Genomic DNA, 14,972 nt, shown 5'->3' with positions numbered 1-14,972 from the left:
AGTGCGGAAAAGATAAGCGCTGAAAGCATCTAAGCGCGAAACTTGCCTCGAGATGAGTCTTCCCTGGGCCTTTAAGGCCCCTGAAGGAACGTTTAAGACTAAGACGTTGATAGGCTGGGTGTGTAAGTGCAGCGATGCATTGAGCTAACCAGTACTAATGATCCGTGAGGCTTAACCTTACAACACCGAAGGTGTTTTAGAGCGAATGATTTTCAGCGAAGTTCCGAGATTGGTTCGGGTGGTTACGAGAGTAACGGCCGGAATGAAACAGAATTTGCCTGGCGGCAATAGCGCGGTGGTCCCACCTGACCCCATGCCGAACTCAGAAGTGAAACGCCGTAGCGCCGATGGTAGTGTGGGGTCTCCCCATGCGAGAGTAGGACACTGCCAGGCATCAAATACACGTTATCAGAGTGACACCTGATAATGGCAAAACCCAAAAGGTTTGCCAGCTTCGCAAGAAGCAACGTAACAGAATCGGTGGAGCGGTAGTTCAGTTGGTTAGAATACCTGCCTGTCACGCAGGGGGTCGCGGGTTCGAGCCCCGTCCGTTCCGCCACTTAATTGATAAGCCCTGAGTCGATGACTCAGGGCTTTTTCATATCCAAAAATCAGCGCTGAGCAATAAACCCAGCATGCAAGCCGGGTTCTCATTAGTTGCTGTTATCGAATATTTTGTCGAGCCAGCTCTAGCTGAATATCTTTATTCAGATTCGCCACCCAACGGTTATAGTTGGAATGAATCTTCCCTTCCTCAGCATCCATATTACTGCTGCTCACATAGTTGATCTGATAACTATTGGCAGTATAAGTAACACGAATGTTGGCCGTATGGCCTCTTAGCATAATCTTGCCATCGATCACGCCTTCGCCGATCGGATTCATGATCCAGCCGCGGTTCAGACCCGCATAAAGTATTGCCTGACGAATTTGCGCTGTGCTGTGGCTGCCAATAACGCTTTGGTTTATGTTCTGTACGGGCGCGGTACTGGAACAACCATTCAGTAGCATGACTGAAAATGCGGCTGCCAAGATGGGGTTTAAAAGTTTCATACTCTTTTCCATGAGAGATTACGAATGAGAAATGCATAAAATTTATGCGTATTTTTTTCCCTATTAAGATAACGCCACTGTTCAGTTAGAACAATTTTTGATGTGCAACATTGATATGATTTTCATTAACGTGGGAATCGATAAGAAAAGAAGAAGGTAATTATTAATATCGCATAAACGAGTATTCTGCACATAAATCAGAATTTTAGACATGCGCGGTGCGGTTAAATATAATAACGTTACGGATTAAAATCGCAGGTTGGTGAGAAGCTTTGATGGCGGGCCGCATGAAGATACTCAATTGGTGGGCATTGGCCGCCAAGCTTGAAACGCGTGAAGCGTGGTTGCAATGGGCGCAACAACCGATTAGCGATCTGTCCCAGGATTCTCCCCCTCCTTGCGTGCATATTCCGATGATGTCATTACGACGTATGAGCGTCGGCACACGTTTGGCCGTTGAGTGCGGGCTGACATTACTGCAGCAGCATTCGGCGGATATGGCAATCTTTACCAGCCGGCATGGCGAGCTGGAACGCACCTATAAAATCTTGCAGCATCTCGACCAGGATCAGCCATTGTCGCCAACCGATTTTGCCATGTCGGTGCATAATACTGCGGCGGGCTGGTTGACCATCATCGCCAAAAATCATTTGGTCACCACCTCGCTGGCCGCTGGTGAAGACAGCTTCCAACAAGGGATGATCGAAGCGCAGGGCATGTTGGCCAGTGGTAGCGCGGAGCGGGTACTGCTGGTCGATTTTGACGGCATTTTGCCAGACGTCTACCACCGCTTTGTTTCCGTGGCGGCACAGCCGTATGCGGTTGCGTTATTACTGGAACAAGGCGATGAGTGGCAATGTGCGCCGGTTGTCGGCCAGGCCACTCCTGGCGAAAGGCCGCAAAGTTTGACCTTTTTGCACGGCTGGCTAAACGGGCAATCAGGTTTTGTGGTGCCAGGCCCGCGCCACGATTGGCGTTGGACGCAATAATGCCCCTGTCATCCTCCGCAGCCACCAATACTACTCGTTCATCGCTGTTTAACCGCTGCTGGCGCGTCATCGCAACCGGCTTTTGTTTTTCGCTGTTTGGCCTGGGCGGTCTACTGCTTTCCTGCGTCTGGTTCAATCTATTGCGGCTGGCGATCCGCAATCGCACTCGGCGCAACCAACTGACGCAAAACGCCATTCGTCACTGCTTCCGATTCTTTTTGGCCACCACGCGTTTTCTTGGCGTTCTGGACTATCATTTTGCCAATAGCGAACGTTTGCACGACGATGCCGGCTGCCTGGTCGTTGCCAATCACCCCAGCTTGCTCGATTACGTACTATTGGCCTCACGCATGCCGCGTTGCGATTGCATAGTCAAAGAAGCGCTGCTCAATAACCTGTTTGTCAGTGGCGTTATCAAGGCGGCCGGCTATCTCGCCAATGCCGAGTCGGAGCGTTTGCTGGCGTTATGCCAGCAGCGGCTGGCGAACGGCGGCACTCTGCTTATCTTTCCTGAAGGGACGCGCAGCACGCCGGGCCAGGCGCTGGCATTACAACGTGGGGCGGCAAATATCGCCGTTCGCAGCCAGTGCGACATCCGCATCGTGCATATCCATTGCGCGCCGCCAATGCTGACGAAACAGGGGAAATGGTATAATATCCCGGCGATAAAACCGCAGTTCCATATAACTGTTCAGGATAAGATCGATTCGCGCCATTTTATTCATGCGGACGATGTTTCTCCTGCCCTCGCAGCAAGACGTTTGACCCAGCATTTAACTGACGCCTTACAGTCAGGTTCTATAAATAATGAGAAATAGCGAATGAATGTATTGAGCAACGAAATCAAGCAATTGATTATAGATACGCTCAATCTTGAAGGTATGACACCGGATGAGATTGAAACACAGGCGCCATTATTTGGCGAAGGGTTGGGTCTGGATTCGATTGATGCGCTCGAATTGGGACTGGCCCTTAAAAATCGTTACGGTGTGGTACTGTCGGCCGAAAGCGAAGATATGCGCCAACATTTTTATTCCGTGGAAACGCTGGCAAAGTTTGTTTCTGCACAGCGTAGCAAATAAGGGGTTTTCATGGATAAGCAACAGATTTTCGAACAGATCCAAACGCTGCTGGTCAAGCTGTTCGAGCTTGAACCGGCGGATATCACGCTCCAATCCCGCCTGTATGAAGAACTGGAGCTGGACAGCATCGACGCCGTCGATCTGGTGGTTCACCTGCAAAAAATCACCGGCAAGAAAATCAAGCCCGAGATGTTCAAATCGGTGCGCACGGTACAAGACGTGGTTGATGCGATTGACGAATTACAGAACTCTGCCGACTGATACGGCGTTAGCTACGTGAAACTGACCAATAGTAGCCTGCCGAAGGTGCTGCGCGTATTGCAGCTACTGACCTGGCTGGTACTGATGGTATACCCGCTGGCGGTATGGTTTGGTCTTCAGCGCTGGGGGAGTTCGATACTGGCACCGTTGCTGGCTGCGGTGTTTACGCTACGGCTGCTGTTGCTGCGCGGTGGTTTACGCCAGCAACTGTGGTTGGGAAAGGCGTTGGCAGCGGTAGGTATGCTGCTGGCTCTGGCCAGTTGGGGGTTAAGACAAACCCATTGGCTGTTGTATTACCCGGTATTGGTTAACGCGCTGTTATTGATGCTGTTTGTATACTCACTGCGTTTTCCACCAACGGTGATAGAGCGTCTGGCGCGCATCAGTGACCCTGAACTGCCCGCAACCGGCATCGTTTATACCCGGCGGGTAACGCAGGTCTGGTGTGGCTTCTTTGTGATTAACGGCGCAATTGCGCTGGCGACCTGTCTGATAGGCGATATCACGCTCTGGACGCTGTATAACGGCGGCATCAGCTATTTGCTGATGGCAGGGCTGATGGGGGGTGAATGGTTAGTGAGAAGACGGCTGCACCGCGCCTGAGTTTGCCGATGCATCAATGGCTCGGTGCAGCGCGGGCAGCAGATACGCCCATCGCCTGGCGTGGCGAACAAACGCTGAGTCTGGCACAGCTTCGCGCTGATGTGGCGCACCTGAGTGCCCGCCTGGAGGAACGCCGTGAAAAACGTTGGGCGCTGTGCTTTGATGATAGCTATCGTTTTGCCGTGGCACTGCTGGCAGCGCTGTACGGCGGTAAATTGCCGGTAATTTTCGGTCACCAGCGCGAAGCCATTCTCAAAGAGCAGCGGGCGGACTTTGACGCGTTGCTGACCGATCTGCCACTGTCGCCCGGCACGGCGGTGCTGGCGGTCGAAGCGGGGCATGACGCGGTGCCGCAGCTTCCGGCCTGGCCGACCGATCCTCAATTCGTTCTTTATACTTCAGGTTCGACCGGCGCACCGCAACCGGTGGTGAAGTCCGTTGCCGCGATGGACAGTGAAAGCGAGATGCTGGCGGCACAGTGGTTACCGGCGTTACGGCATTGCCGGATAGCCGCCTCGGTTTCGCATCAGCATATGTATGGCCTCAGTTTTCGGCTGTTTATGCCGATGGCCTTTGGCCTGCCCTTTGATGCCCGACTGACGGAGTATCACGAACAGCTGATCGCTAAAAATACCCGGTTGCCGCTGGTTTTCATCAGCAGCCCTGCGTGGTTAAAGCGCCTGGATCCGGCGCTTGGTGTGTCTGAATGCCTACAGGTATTTTCTGCCGGCGGACCCTTGGCGTTGGCCGAGGCACAGCTGGCGCAGCGGGCGCTTGGCGTGCTGCCGCTGGAGATTTACGGTACTACGGAAACGGGGGCACTAGCCTGGCGTCAGCAGACGTTGCCATCCACCCGATGGCAACTCTTTACCGGCGTCACACTCGCGCGCAAGCCGCATGGCATCGAAGCAGACTCGCCGCTGGTGCCGGCGCCGGTGGCATTGAGCGATATCCTTAACCTGGCCGCAGACGGCCGCCATTTTGAACTGCTTGGCCGCCGCGACCGCATTATTAAAATTGAAGAAAAACGGCTGTCGCTAGCGGAAATTGAAAAGCGTTTACTGGCATTGCCGGAAATCGTCGATGCCGCGATATTGCCGTTACAACAAGGCGGACGTACCGTTTTGGGCGTAGCGATAGTACTTTCTGCGTTGGGTAAGACTCAGCGCCAAACGCTGGGAGACGGCCGCTTTACCCGCGGCCTGCGTCAGGCATTACGCCCTTGGCTGGAGCCGGCGGCGTTGCCGCGCAGCTGGCGGATTATCCGCGCCATCCCGTTGAACGCTCAGGGTAAGCGAGCCTATGCCGAACTACAGGAACTGTTTTTATGATGCAACCCGAGGTGCTGCAGCGGCAGATGATTGATGCTACGCACGCCTGTGTGCAACTGTGTTTGCCAAGCGAACTACTGTGGTTCCGCGGCCACTTCCCGCAGCATCCGATTTTACCGGGCGTTGCCCAGGTCAATTGGGCGATGCAATTTGCACGAGAGCTGTTGCTGCCCGAGGCCGGCTTCGGCGGTATTGAGGTGCTCAAGTTTCAGCGCCCGCTGATGCCGCAGGAAACGGTGACGCTGGCGTTGGAATGGCAACCGGAGCGGAATAAGTTGCTGTTCAGCTATCGCGTCGCGGCAGCCACCGCCAGCAGCGGGAAGATCGCGCTATGCCGCTGAACGCCGAGTTTTCACCCTGTTTCCTTATTCCCTGCTTCAATCATGGCAGGATGATGGCCGGCGTGCTTGAGGCGCTGGCGGTTTATCAATTGCCCTGCCTGGTGATTGATGACGGTAGCGATGAGGCCACCTGTGCCGAACTGCAGCGCTTGGCGGCGCAATTGCCGTGGGTAACGCTAAGTCGCCTGCCGCAGAATCAGGGCAAGGGCGCGGCGGTGGTTGCCGGGCTGCAGCAGGCACAGCGGCAAGGCTTCAGTCATGCTTTGCAGATCGATGCTGACGGCCAGCATCAACTGAGCGATATCCCGGCGATGCTGGCTGAAGCGCAAAGGCACCCGCAGGCGCTGATCTCCGGTCGCCCGCTATACGATGACTCGGTGCCCAAAGCCCGGTTGTATGGCCGTTATGTCACCCATATCTGGGTGTGGATCGAAACGCTGTCATTGTCGATAAAAGACAGCATGTGCGGTTTTAGGGTCTATCCGGTTGCGCCAACGCTAGCGCTGGCGGCCCGTTATCCGCTCGGTAAGCGAATGGATTTTGACACCGAAGTGATGGTGCGATTGTACTGGCAGGGCGTGCCGAGTTACTTTTTACCGACCCGCGTCACCTATCCGGCAGATGGTGTTTCCCACTTTGACGCGCTACGCGATAATCTGCGTATTTCCTGGATGCACACCCGGCTGTTTTTCGGCATGTTGCCCCGTATTCCGCGTTTATTGCGCCTGCGCCGCCAGCTGGTGCAACCTCAGCATTGGGCTACCACGCGCGAACGGCGAGGGCTGTGGGGCATTCGTCTGATGCTGAAGGTGTATCGACTCTTTGGCCGCCGTGCATTCCAGCTACTGCTGTACCCGGTTATCGGCTATTTTTGGCTGACCGGCCGCACCCAGCGCACCGCTTCGCGAGAGTATCTGCAACGTCTGCAACACTTTGCCCGCCAGCGGCAGCAAACCGTGCCGCAGCCGCTTAACAGCTACCGTCACTTTATGCGTTTTGGCGATGCCATGCTGGATAAGCTGGCCAGTTGGCAGGGCGACCTGCATGACATGACACTGGTGGATCGCCAGCGCTGCCAGCAGCAGATTGCCTCTGGCAAGGGCACGCTGATTCTGGCCTCTCATCTCGGCGATATTGAATCCTGTCGTGCACTAGGGGAACTGGGCGACGGTGTAAAAATCAATGCGCTGGTGTTTACCGAACATGCCGAAAGATTTAATCAGGTGATGAAAGAGGTCAATCCGCGCGCCAATCTGAATTTGATTCAAGTTTCGTCGCTGGGACCGGATACCGCCATGCGGTTGATGGATAAGCTCGACGCCGGGGAGTGGGTGGCGATCGTCGGCGATCGGACTTCCGCCGGACAGTATCAGCGAGGTGAACAGCCGCGCGTGGTGTGGAGCAGCTTCCTTGGGCAGCCGGCGCCGTTCCCTCAAGGGCCGTTCGTACTGGCTTCCGCGTTACGCTGCCCGGTATTCCTGATGTTCGGCCTCAAGCAGCAAGGGCAGCTGCGAGTGTATTTCGAACCGTTCGCCGACCCGCTGGCGCTGCCGCGCGCCGAACGTCAGCAGGCGTTGCAGCAGGCGGTAGATCGCTATGCCGCCCGGTTGGAACATTATTGTCTGTTGGCTCCGCTCGACTGGTTCAACTTTTTCAATTTCTGGCAGTTGGCGGCTGGGCCGTCACCATCGCAAGGGCCTGAACAATGACTATCATCGACGATCCGCGCTGTTCTGCTCGGGTTGATATCACCGTACCTTTCCATGACGCCGATGCCATGGGCGTAGTGTGGCACGGCAACTATTTTCGCTATTTCGAGATCGCACGTGAAGCGTTGCTAAAGCAATTTGACTATGGCTATCGCCAGATGAAAGCCTCAGGCTATGTCTGGCCGATTGTCGACACGCGGGTCAAGTATATTGCGCCGTTGCTGTTTGAGCAGCGAATAACGGTGTGTGCGACGCTGGAAGAATATGAAAACCGGCTGCGTATCGGTTATCAGATTTTCGATACGGAAAGCGGCAAACGTACCACCACCGGTTACACCATTCAGGTGGCGGTAGAGGAGCAGAGCAAAGAGATGTGCTTTAGCGCACCGCAGGTATTGCTGGACAAATTGGGAGTGACGTCATGAAGCGTTGGATAGCACTGGCCCTGTTCTGTTTCAGTCTGAGCGCACAGGCGGTCACGCTGCAAGAATTGCAGCAGCGCTTCAGCCAACAGCCGGTATTGCGGGCCGAATTCGAACAGCAGCGCAGCATCAGTGGTATGGCGAAGCCGTTGAACTCCAGCGGCGAACTGGTGATCTCGCAGCAGAAGGGGTTGTGGTGGGCGCAGCAGAAACCGTTCCCGCTGACACTGCTGCTGGACGACCGACGTATGGTGCAAACCATGGCCAGCCAGCCACCACAGGTGGTCACGGCGGAAAACAATCCGCAGATGTTCCAGTTCAATCGTTTGTTGACCGCGTTGTTCCACGCTGACAGCCAGGCGCTGGAACAGAACTTCGCACTGCAATTCAGCGACGTCGGCGACCAGCGCTGGCGTTTGGTGCTGACGCCGAAAACTACGCCGCTGAATAAACTGTTTAAGCGTATTACGCTCAATGGGAAACAGTTTCTGGAAACCATTGATATCGATGACATGCAAAACGATGCCACTCATATCCGCTTCTTTAATCAGCGAACCACGCCGACAACCCTGACCGCTGAGGAGCAACAGCGTTTTGCCTCCTGAACTGCATCGTCGTGCGGCGTTCGGCTGGCTGGCCGTTTGTCTGTTGCTGATTGCCGCGTTGTGCTGGCTGTTGCCGCGCAGCCAGATCAACAGCAGCGTGCTGGCGTTGCTACCGAAGCAGCAACTGGCCAACGTGCCGGATGCCCTGGCAGAGGGGTTCAGCCAGCGGCTGGATCGCCAACTGATGTGGCTGGTCAGCCCGCCGCCGGGGGGCGACGCCGCGGCGGTCAATTGGTGGCATCAACAATTACAGCGTCTGCCAGAGCTGCAACAGGTCGGCGGGCCGATGGATGCCGAGCGTCAGCAGCAGTGGGGGCAATTCTTTTACCAACATCGCCACGTCTTGCTGGATGACGCAACGCGTCAGCGGTTGACGCAGGGAGCCGAAGCCCAGAGCCAGTGGATCCTTGGCCAGCTGTATTCGGCTTTTGCCGGCGTCAGCGGCAAGGAGTTGACCAACGATCCGTTGCTGTTGGTGCGAGGGGCGCAACTGGCACAGCAGCAAAACGGCGGCGCGCTAGGGTTGCGTAACGGCTGGCTGGTGGCGCGCGATCGGCAGGGGCGTGACTGGTATTTGCTGCACGCGGAGCTGAGCGCATCATCGTATGATATCGGCAGCGCGCGACGCGCGGTGGCTAAACTGACCGATCTCCAGCGCCAACTACAACGGCGCTGGCCGGGCAGCGAAGTGCTGAACCGCGGTACCTTGTATTACAGCAATTATGCCAGCCAGCAGGCAGAACGCGATATTTCCACCATCGGGCTGGCATCGGTGGCCGGCGTGTTCCTGCTGGTATTATTGATGTTCCGTTCGCCGCTGCCATTGTTGCTATGCGCTCTGTCGGTGAGCGTGGGCGCGTTGGCCGGGAGCGTCGCGACCTTGCTGGCGTTCGGTGAAATACACGTTATGACCCTGGTGCTGAGCGTTAGCATCGTGGGCATTTCAGCAGACTATACGCTGTATTTTCTGACCGAACGTATGGTGCATGGCGGTGAATCCACGCCGCTGCAAAGTTTGCAAAAACTGCTTCCGGCGTTATCGATGGCGTTGCTGACCACGGTGATAGCCTATCTGGCGTTGCTGATCGCGCCGTTCCCCGGTTTGCAGCAGTTGGCGGTATTTGCCGCCGCCGGGCTGAGCGCCGCCTGTATCACGGTGATCTGCTGGTATCCGCATTTGTCACGCCGGCTGCCGGTGCGGCCTGCGCCGGGATTGACCTGTATTCTGCGTTGGCTGCACGCCTGGCGCAGCCGCCCGCTGTTGCGCGTTGGTCTGCCGGTAGCCATCGCATTATTGGTGACCTGCGGTATCAGCCAGTTGCAGGTTGATGACGATATTGGCCAGTTACAGGCGCTGCCGCCGCAATTCCAGCAGCAGGAACAGCAGATTGCCACGTTGACCGGCCAGCATAACGATCAAAAATGGCTGGTGGTGTACGGCCAGGATGCGCAGCAGGCTTTGCAGCGTCTGGAGCTGTTGCAACCTCGCCTGGCTCAGGCCCGGCAGCAGGGCATCTTGGGCGATTACCGCCTGCTGCCCCTGCCTTCACAACGGCGGCAGGCGCAGAATATCGCGCTGCTCAAGCGTGTCGCACCCCAGACAATAGCGCAATTGCAGCAGGCCGGCGTGGCGGTAACGCTGGCGGATATGCATGCCGAGTGGGTAACGCCGCGACAATGGCTGAACAGCGTAGTCAGCGAAGGCTGGCGTCTGCTGTGGCTGACGTTACCCGATGGGCGCAGCGCGGCATTGGTGCCGGTAAGCGGCGTGACCAACAGTGCGGCGATGCAAACATTGGCGCAGCAGGTGCCAGGCGTCGGCTGGATTGACCGTAAAACCGAATTCAGCCAGCTGTTCGGACAATATCGGCTGTATCTATCGTATTTGTTAATGCTATCGGTTGCGACCATCGGGTTGATATACCTATGGCGATTTGGGCTGCGACACGGGCTGCGCTGCATGGTGCCGACGCTACTGTCGCTGGGCGGTGGCATCGCAGTATTGACGCTTAGTGGCCATACGCTGAATCTGTTTTCACTGCTGGCGTTGGTGCTGGTGCTGGGCATCGGGATCAATTACACGCTGTTCTTTACCAATCCACGCGGTACGCCAACCACCTCGATGTTTGCGATTTTTATGGCGGTATTCACCACCCAACTGACTTTTGGCATGCTGGTGTTCAGCCATACCCAGGCAATCAGCAGTTTTGGCATTGTATTGAGCAGCGGCATTGCGCTGGCATTTTTGCTGGCGCCGCTGACGATTGTAAAAAGAAAACGAGGGAAAGCCTGATGCGCGGTCTATCGAGGGTATTGGTGCTGACGAGCGTACTGCTAGGCGGTTGCGCCGGGTCGCAAAAGCCTGCGGTTCCCCTGGCCTGGCTGAAGCCGGGCGTACAGGTGAGCTTGCCGACGCCGATGCTGGCACGGCCGTTCAGCCAGCAACAGTTGCTTAGTGCAGAGGTAAAAGGCCAGCAGCATGCCATGCTGGTGTTGCTGAATGCCGATGGCGAACGCTTGACGCTGGTGGGCATGTCACCGTTGGGTATTCGTTTATTCAACCTGAGCTATGACCGTCAGGGTATTCACTCAGAGCAGTTGATCAAGGTCGGCGAATTGCCGCCGGCCAGTCAGGTGCTGGCCGATATCATGTTGAGCTACTGGCCGTTAGCCGATTGGCAGGCGCGTCTGCCGGCCGGCTGGCGATTGGCGGATGACGCCGAGACTCGCCGCCTGTATGACGATCGCGGCACGCTGATTACCGAGATCCGCTATCAGCAACAGGCCGGGCAACGCCAGCCGGTCTCCGTGCGTCAGACGGCATTCCATTATCATATCGTCATTCAGAACCTGGGGAATGAACCATGATTTATTTCTCTGCCGTCGGAATGGTGAACGCGTTGGGGAATAATCTGCCGCAGATTGCGCAAAACCTGGCATTGGGTCAGGCACCTGGCATGCGGCGGCAAACGCGCTGGTTGACCGGCGGCAAGCCGTCATGGTTTGGTGCGGTAGAGGGAGAGTTACCGCCGATACCGGCAGCGTTGAGCCGTCACAACTCTCGAAATAACCGTTTGTTGCTGGCCGCGCTGGCGCAGATCGCACCGCAGGTTGACGATGCCATCACCCGTTTTGGCGCCGAGCGCGTAGCGGTCATTATGGGCACCAGCACTGCGGGAATTCACGAAGGAGAATTGGCGCTTAAACATCACCAGGGTGGGGAATGGCCTGTCGGCTATCATTATCATCAACAGGAACTGGGTGATCCCGGGCAATTTCTCAGTGCGCTGCTGGGTACACAAGGACCGGCGTATACGCTATCCACCGCCTGTTCCTCCAGCGCGCGCGCGATCATCAGCGGCAAACGGCTGATTGAAGCCGGGCTGGTGGATGCGGCAATCGTTGGCGGTGCCGACAGTCTGTGCCAGATGCCGATCAACGGCTTTGACAGCCTGGAGTCGCTGGCCGCCACGCGTTGTACGCCGTTTTCCGCTGGCCGTAGCGGGATCAATATCGGTGAAGGGGCGGCGTTGCTGTTATTGACGCAGCAGCCGGCAGCGGTGGCGCTGCTGGGGGTGGGGGAGTCCTCCGATGCCTGGCATATGTCTGCTCCGCATCCGCAAGGATTGGGTGCCGAACGCGCTATCACCATGGCGCTGCAACAGGCCGGGTTGCAGCCACAAGATATTGGTTATATCAATCTGCATGGCACCGCGACTCGCCTGAATGATTCAGTGGAAGCGCAGGTAGTCAACCGGTTGTTCGGCAGTAGCACGCCGTGCAGTTCGACCAAGCATTTGACCGGCCACACGCTGGGCGCGGCTGGTGCGATAGAGGCCGCATTGAGCTGGTTAGTGCTGACCACGCCGCTGGCCCTGCCGGCGCAGGATTTCAGCCTGGCGGCACGTGACGAGACGCTGGCCGACATCAATCTGCTGGCTGCGCCTCAGCCGCTGGGCAAGCGCGCCATTCTGTCCAATTCCTTTGCCTTTGGTGGCAATAATGCCTGCCTGCTATTGGGAGACGCGCCATGAATCAGCCTTATCAGTCCGCCGAGTATTATTTGCCGCATGCGGCGCCGATGGTGCTGCTGGAGCGAGTGCTGGCGGTGACCGAGGACGGCGCCTGCTGTGCGGTGAGCGTCGGTGCCGATGGCGTGCTGGCGCCGTTCCTTGACGCGCAAGGCGCGCTGCCGGCCTGGTACGGCATTGAACTGATGGCGCAGACGATTGGCGTCTGGAGCGGCTGGCATGGGCGCCGTGATGGCCAGGCGCCACGCCTGGGCATGTTGTTGGGCGGGCGCGGTATTAGCAGCTCACAGCCGGCGTTTGCAGCCGGCTGTGAGCTGGTGGTCAGCGTGCGGCAACTGCTGCAAGACGAAAAACTGGCCAGTTTTGAATGCGATATCACGATTAACGCGCTGCGCGTTGCGCACGGCAGGCTCAATACCTATCAACCAGATCAACAAGAACTCATTCAATTAACCAGCCCGGAGAGAGACGCATGACGCGTTCCGTTTTAGTGACAGGTGCCAGCAAAGGGATCGGACGAGCCATTGCCTGTCGTCTGGCGGCGGATGGCTTTTTAGTGGCGGTGCATTATCACCGCGATCGGCGCGGAGCGGAGCAGACTTTGCAGCACATCGCGTCGGCCGGTGGGCAAGGGCGCCTGATCCAGTTTGACATCAGCGACCGGGCGCAATGCCGCCAACGGCTCGAGCAAGATATCGAACAGCATGGCGCTTACTATGGTGTGGTAAACAATGCCGGTATCACCCGTGACGGTGCGTTCCCGGCGCTGAGCGACAGCGATTGGGACGGCGTGATCCACACCAATCTCGACGGTTTTTACAATGTCTTGCACCCCTGTGTCATGCCGATGATCGGTCTGCGTAACGGCGGGCGGATCGTTGCGTTATCGTCGGTATCCGGTGTGATGGGCAACCGGGGGCAAGTGAACTACAGCGCCGCCAAGGCCGGCATCATCGGTGCCTGCAAGGCGCTGGCGGTCGAACTGGCGAAGCGGAAAATCACCGTAAACTGCATCGCGCCGGGGCTCATCGATACTGGAATGGTTGACATGGAGCCGGCGGCGCTGGATCAGGCGATGCGCGCCATTCCGCTCATGCGCATGGGCTCGGCCGACGAAGTGGCGGGACTGGCCAGCTATTTGATGTCGGATATAGCCGGCTACGTGACGCGGCAGGTGATTTCGATTAATGGAGGAATGGTATGACGCACAGGGTAGTGATTACCGGGATGGCGGGCGTAACGGCGTTCGGCGACAACTGGGCGGATGTTTCCCGCCGACTGCACCACGGCCAAAATGCGGTGCGTTACATGGCGCACTGGGAGCAGTATCAAGGGCTCAATACCCACCTTGGTGCACCGGTGGACGACTTTACGCTGCCGGCACACTACACCCGCAAGCGCATTCGCTCCATGGGGCGGGTGTCGCTGCTGGCGACGCGCGCCACCGAACTGGCGCTGGGGCAGGCCGGTTTGCTGGACGATGCGGTGCTGACCAACGGTGCGACCGGCATCGCCTATGGCTCGTCCACCGGCAGTACCAAGCCGGTAAGCGAATTCGCCACCATGCTGACTGAAAAGCATACCAACAACATCACCGGTACCACCTATGTGCAGATGATGCCGCACACCACGGCGGTAAACGCCGGGCTGTTTTTTGGCCTGCGTGGCCGGGTGATCCCTACCTCCAGCGCCTGTACCTCGGGTAGCCAGGCAATTGGTTACGCCTACGAAAGTATTCGTCACGGCTATCAGACTGTGATGGTCGCTGGCGGTGCCGAAGAGCTGTGTCCTTCTGAAGCTGCGGTATTCGATACGCTGTTTGCCACCAGTCAGCAGAATGATACTCCTGAGCTCTCCCCGCGGCCGTTCGACAGCCAGCGCGACGGCCTGGTGATCGGCGAAGGAGCCGGCAGCCTGATTCTGGAATCGCTGGAGTATGCGCAGGCGCGCGGTGCCACCATCTACGCCGAAATTATCGGCTTTGCCACCAACTGCGATGCGGCCCACATTACGCAGCCGCAACAGGAAACCATGCAAATTTGCATGCAGCAGGCGTTGGCCGCTTCTGGGCTGAGCGCCGCCGACATTGGCTACATTAGCGCGCACGGCACGGCGACCGATCGTGGTGACATTGCTGAAAGCCAGGCAACGGCGGCGATCTTTGGCAATCGTACGGCGATTTCATCAATGAAAAGCTATTTTGGCCATACCTTGGGCGCCTGCGGTGCGTTGGAAGCCTGGTTGGCGATTGAGATGATGCGAGAGGGGCGATTTGCACCGACCATCAACCTGAAGCAACCGGACAGCGCCTGTGGCGATCTGGATTATATCATGGGTGAATATCGCAATATTGATACCGAATTTGTCCAGTCGAACAACTTTGCATTTGGCGGCATCAACACCTCTCTGATATTGCGCCGCTGGGCGTAACCTGTCTTCAGGCCGGGGGCACGCTCCGGCCATTATTGCTTACTACTCAAAAGTGTTATGCGAAACCTGACATTTTTGATCAACAACGGCGCTGTCATACTCCTCTCGGTGAATC

Annotated in this window: 17 protein-coding genes, 1 tRNA gene and 2 rRNA genes; 19 read left to right on the top strand and 1 reads right to left on the bottom strand. The window is 57.1% G+C overall.

Annotation, left to right across the window (positions count from 1 at the left end; all coding sequences use genetic code 11):
- From NYE85_RS22715 to NYE85_RS22705, 3 genes are all read left to right on the top strand, one after another.
- Positions 1 to 179 (top strand): 23S ribosomal RNA (locus NYE85_RS22715); the annotation flags it as partial.
- Positions 180 to 277: 98 nt separating this feature from the next.
- Positions 278 to 393, top strand: a 5S ribosomal RNA gene (gene rrf / locus NYE85_RS22710).
- Positions 394 to 482: 89 nt separating this feature from the next.
- Positions 483 to 559 (top strand) — tRNA-Asp (locus NYE85_RS22705).
- 104 nt (positions 560 to 663) lie between these two features.
- On the opposite strand, the gene NYE85_RS22700 is transcribed toward NYE85_RS22705, so the two are convergent.
- Positions 664 to 1,053: a hypothetical protein gene (locus NYE85_RS22700; RefSeq protein ID WP_259006998.1), complete on the bottom strand. Its 390-nt coding sequence runs from the start codon at positions 1,051 to 1,053 to the stop codon at positions 664 to 666.
- A gap of 275 nt (positions 1,054 to 1,328) precedes the next feature.
- On the opposite strand from NYE85_RS22700, the gene NYE85_RS22695 reads away from it, so the two are divergent.
- The 16 genes from NYE85_RS22695 to NYE85_RS22620 all read left to right on the top strand — a co-directional run bounded on the left by NYE85_RS22695 (position 1,329) and on the right by NYE85_RS22620 (position 14,857).
- On the top strand, positions 1,329 to 2,042 hold the full coding sequence (locus NYE85_RS22695; protein WP_259006997.1) for a beta-ketoacyl synthase chain length factor: 714 nt from the start codon (positions 1,329 to 1,331) through the stop codon (positions 2,040 to 2,042).
- Positions 2,042 to 2,860 (top strand): 1-acyl-sn-glycerol-3-phosphate acyltransferase, encoded by an 819-nt coding sequence (locus NYE85_RS22690; RefSeq protein WP_259006995.1) that lies wholly within the window; start codon positions 2,042 to 2,044, stop codon positions 2,858 to 2,860. Before NYE85_RS22695 ends, NYE85_RS22690 begins: the two co-directional genes overlap by 1 nt.
- 3 nt (positions 2,861 to 2,863) lie before the next feature.
- Positions 2,864 to 3,124, top strand: a complete 261-nt coding sequence (locus tag NYE85_RS22685) for a phosphopantetheine-binding protein (RefSeq protein WP_004955103.1) — start codon at positions 2,864 to 2,866, stop codon at positions 3,122 to 3,124.
- Between the two features lie 9 nt (positions 3,125 to 3,133).
- Complete coding sequence (locus tag NYE85_RS22680; protein WP_259006992.1) at positions 3,134 to 3,385, top strand: acyl carrier protein; 252 nt, start codon at positions 3,134 to 3,136, stop codon at positions 3,383 to 3,385.
- Between the two features lie 84 nt (positions 3,386 to 3,469).
- Positions 3,470 to 3,988, top strand: coding sequence for a hypothetical protein (locus NYE85_RS22675; protein WP_259007021.1), 519 nt, complete (start codon positions 3,470 to 3,472; stop codon positions 3,986 to 3,988).
- Positions 3,955 to 5,319 (top strand): AMP-binding protein, encoded by a 1,365-nt coding sequence (locus NYE85_RS22670; protein WP_259006991.1) that lies wholly within the window; start codon positions 3,955 to 3,957, stop codon positions 5,317 to 5,319. The genes NYE85_RS22675 and NYE85_RS22670 overlap by 34 nt, the downstream gene beginning before the upstream one ends.
- On the top strand, positions 5,316 to 5,660 hold the full coding sequence (locus NYE85_RS22665; RefSeq protein WP_259006990.1) for a 3-hydroxyacyl-ACP dehydratase FabZ family protein: 345 nt from the start codon (positions 5,316 to 5,318) through the stop codon (positions 5,658 to 5,660). Before NYE85_RS22670 ends, NYE85_RS22665 begins: the two co-directional genes overlap by 4 nt.
- The gene (locus NYE85_RS22660) at positions 5,651 to 7,369 is read left to right on the top strand and encodes a glycosyltransferase (RefSeq protein ID WP_259006989.1); all 1,719 of its coding nucleotides are present in this window, start codon (positions 5,651 to 5,653) and stop codon (positions 7,367 to 7,369) included. The genes NYE85_RS22665 and NYE85_RS22660 overlap by 10 nt, the downstream gene beginning before the upstream one ends.
- Positions 7,366 to 7,794 (top strand): thioesterase family protein, encoded by a 429-nt coding sequence (locus NYE85_RS22655; protein WP_259006988.1) that lies wholly within the window; start codon positions 7,366 to 7,368, stop codon positions 7,792 to 7,794. Before NYE85_RS22660 ends, NYE85_RS22655 begins: the two co-directional genes overlap by 4 nt.
- The gene (locus tag NYE85_RS22650; RefSeq protein WP_259006987.1) at positions 7,791 to 8,396 is read left to right on the top strand and encodes an outer membrane lipoprotein carrier protein LolA; all 606 of its coding nucleotides are present in this window, start codon (positions 7,791 to 7,793) and stop codon (positions 8,394 to 8,396) included. Before NYE85_RS22655 ends, NYE85_RS22650 begins: the two co-directional genes overlap by 4 nt.
- Entirely contained in the window at positions 8,386 to 10,689 is a 2,304-nt protein-coding gene (locus NYE85_RS22645; RefSeq protein WP_259006985.1) for an MMPL family transporter, read from the top strand. Before NYE85_RS22650 ends, NYE85_RS22645 begins: the two co-directional genes overlap by 11 nt.
- Complete coding sequence (locus tag NYE85_RS22640) at positions 10,689 to 11,264, top strand: DUF3261 domain-containing protein (RefSeq protein ID WP_259006983.1); 576 nt, start codon at positions 10,689 to 10,691, stop codon at positions 11,262 to 11,264. The genes NYE85_RS22645 and NYE85_RS22640 overlap by 1 nt, the downstream gene beginning before the upstream one ends.
- Positions 11,261 to 12,430, top strand: coding sequence for a beta-ketoacyl-[acyl-carrier-protein] synthase family protein (locus NYE85_RS22635; RefSeq protein WP_259006981.1), 1,170 nt, complete (start codon positions 11,261 to 11,263; stop codon positions 12,428 to 12,430). Before NYE85_RS22640 ends, NYE85_RS22635 begins: the two co-directional genes overlap by 4 nt.
- Positions 12,427 to 12,903 carry a hotdog family protein gene (locus NYE85_RS22630; RefSeq protein ID WP_259006979.1) on the top strand — a complete coding sequence of 159 codons (477 nt, stop codon included), beginning with the start codon at positions 12,427 to 12,429 and terminating at the stop codon, positions 12,901 to 12,903. The genes NYE85_RS22635 and NYE85_RS22630 overlap by 4 nt, the downstream gene beginning before the upstream one ends.
- A complete protein-coding gene (locus tag NYE85_RS22625) occupies positions 12,900 to 13,631 on the top strand; it encodes a 3-ketoacyl-ACP reductase FabG2 (protein ID WP_259006978.1) in 732 nt (243 codons plus the stop codon). Before NYE85_RS22630 ends, NYE85_RS22625 begins: the two co-directional genes overlap by 4 nt.
- The gene (locus tag NYE85_RS22620) at positions 13,628 to 14,857 is read left to right on the top strand and encodes a beta-ketoacyl-ACP synthase (protein ID WP_259006976.1); all 1,230 of its coding nucleotides are present in this window, start codon (positions 13,628 to 13,630) and stop codon (positions 14,855 to 14,857) included. Before NYE85_RS22625 ends, NYE85_RS22620 begins: the two co-directional genes overlap by 4 nt.
- Positions 14,858 to 14,972: the final 115 nt, after the last annotated feature.

The organism is Serratia sp. AKBS12 (assembly GCF_024793895.1).
In the GTDB taxonomy this organism is placed as follows: domain Bacteria; phylum Pseudomonadota; class Gammaproteobacteria; order Enterobacterales; family Enterobacteriaceae; genus Serratia_F.
This window is presented reverse-complemented; position numbering and strand designations above follow the sequence as displayed.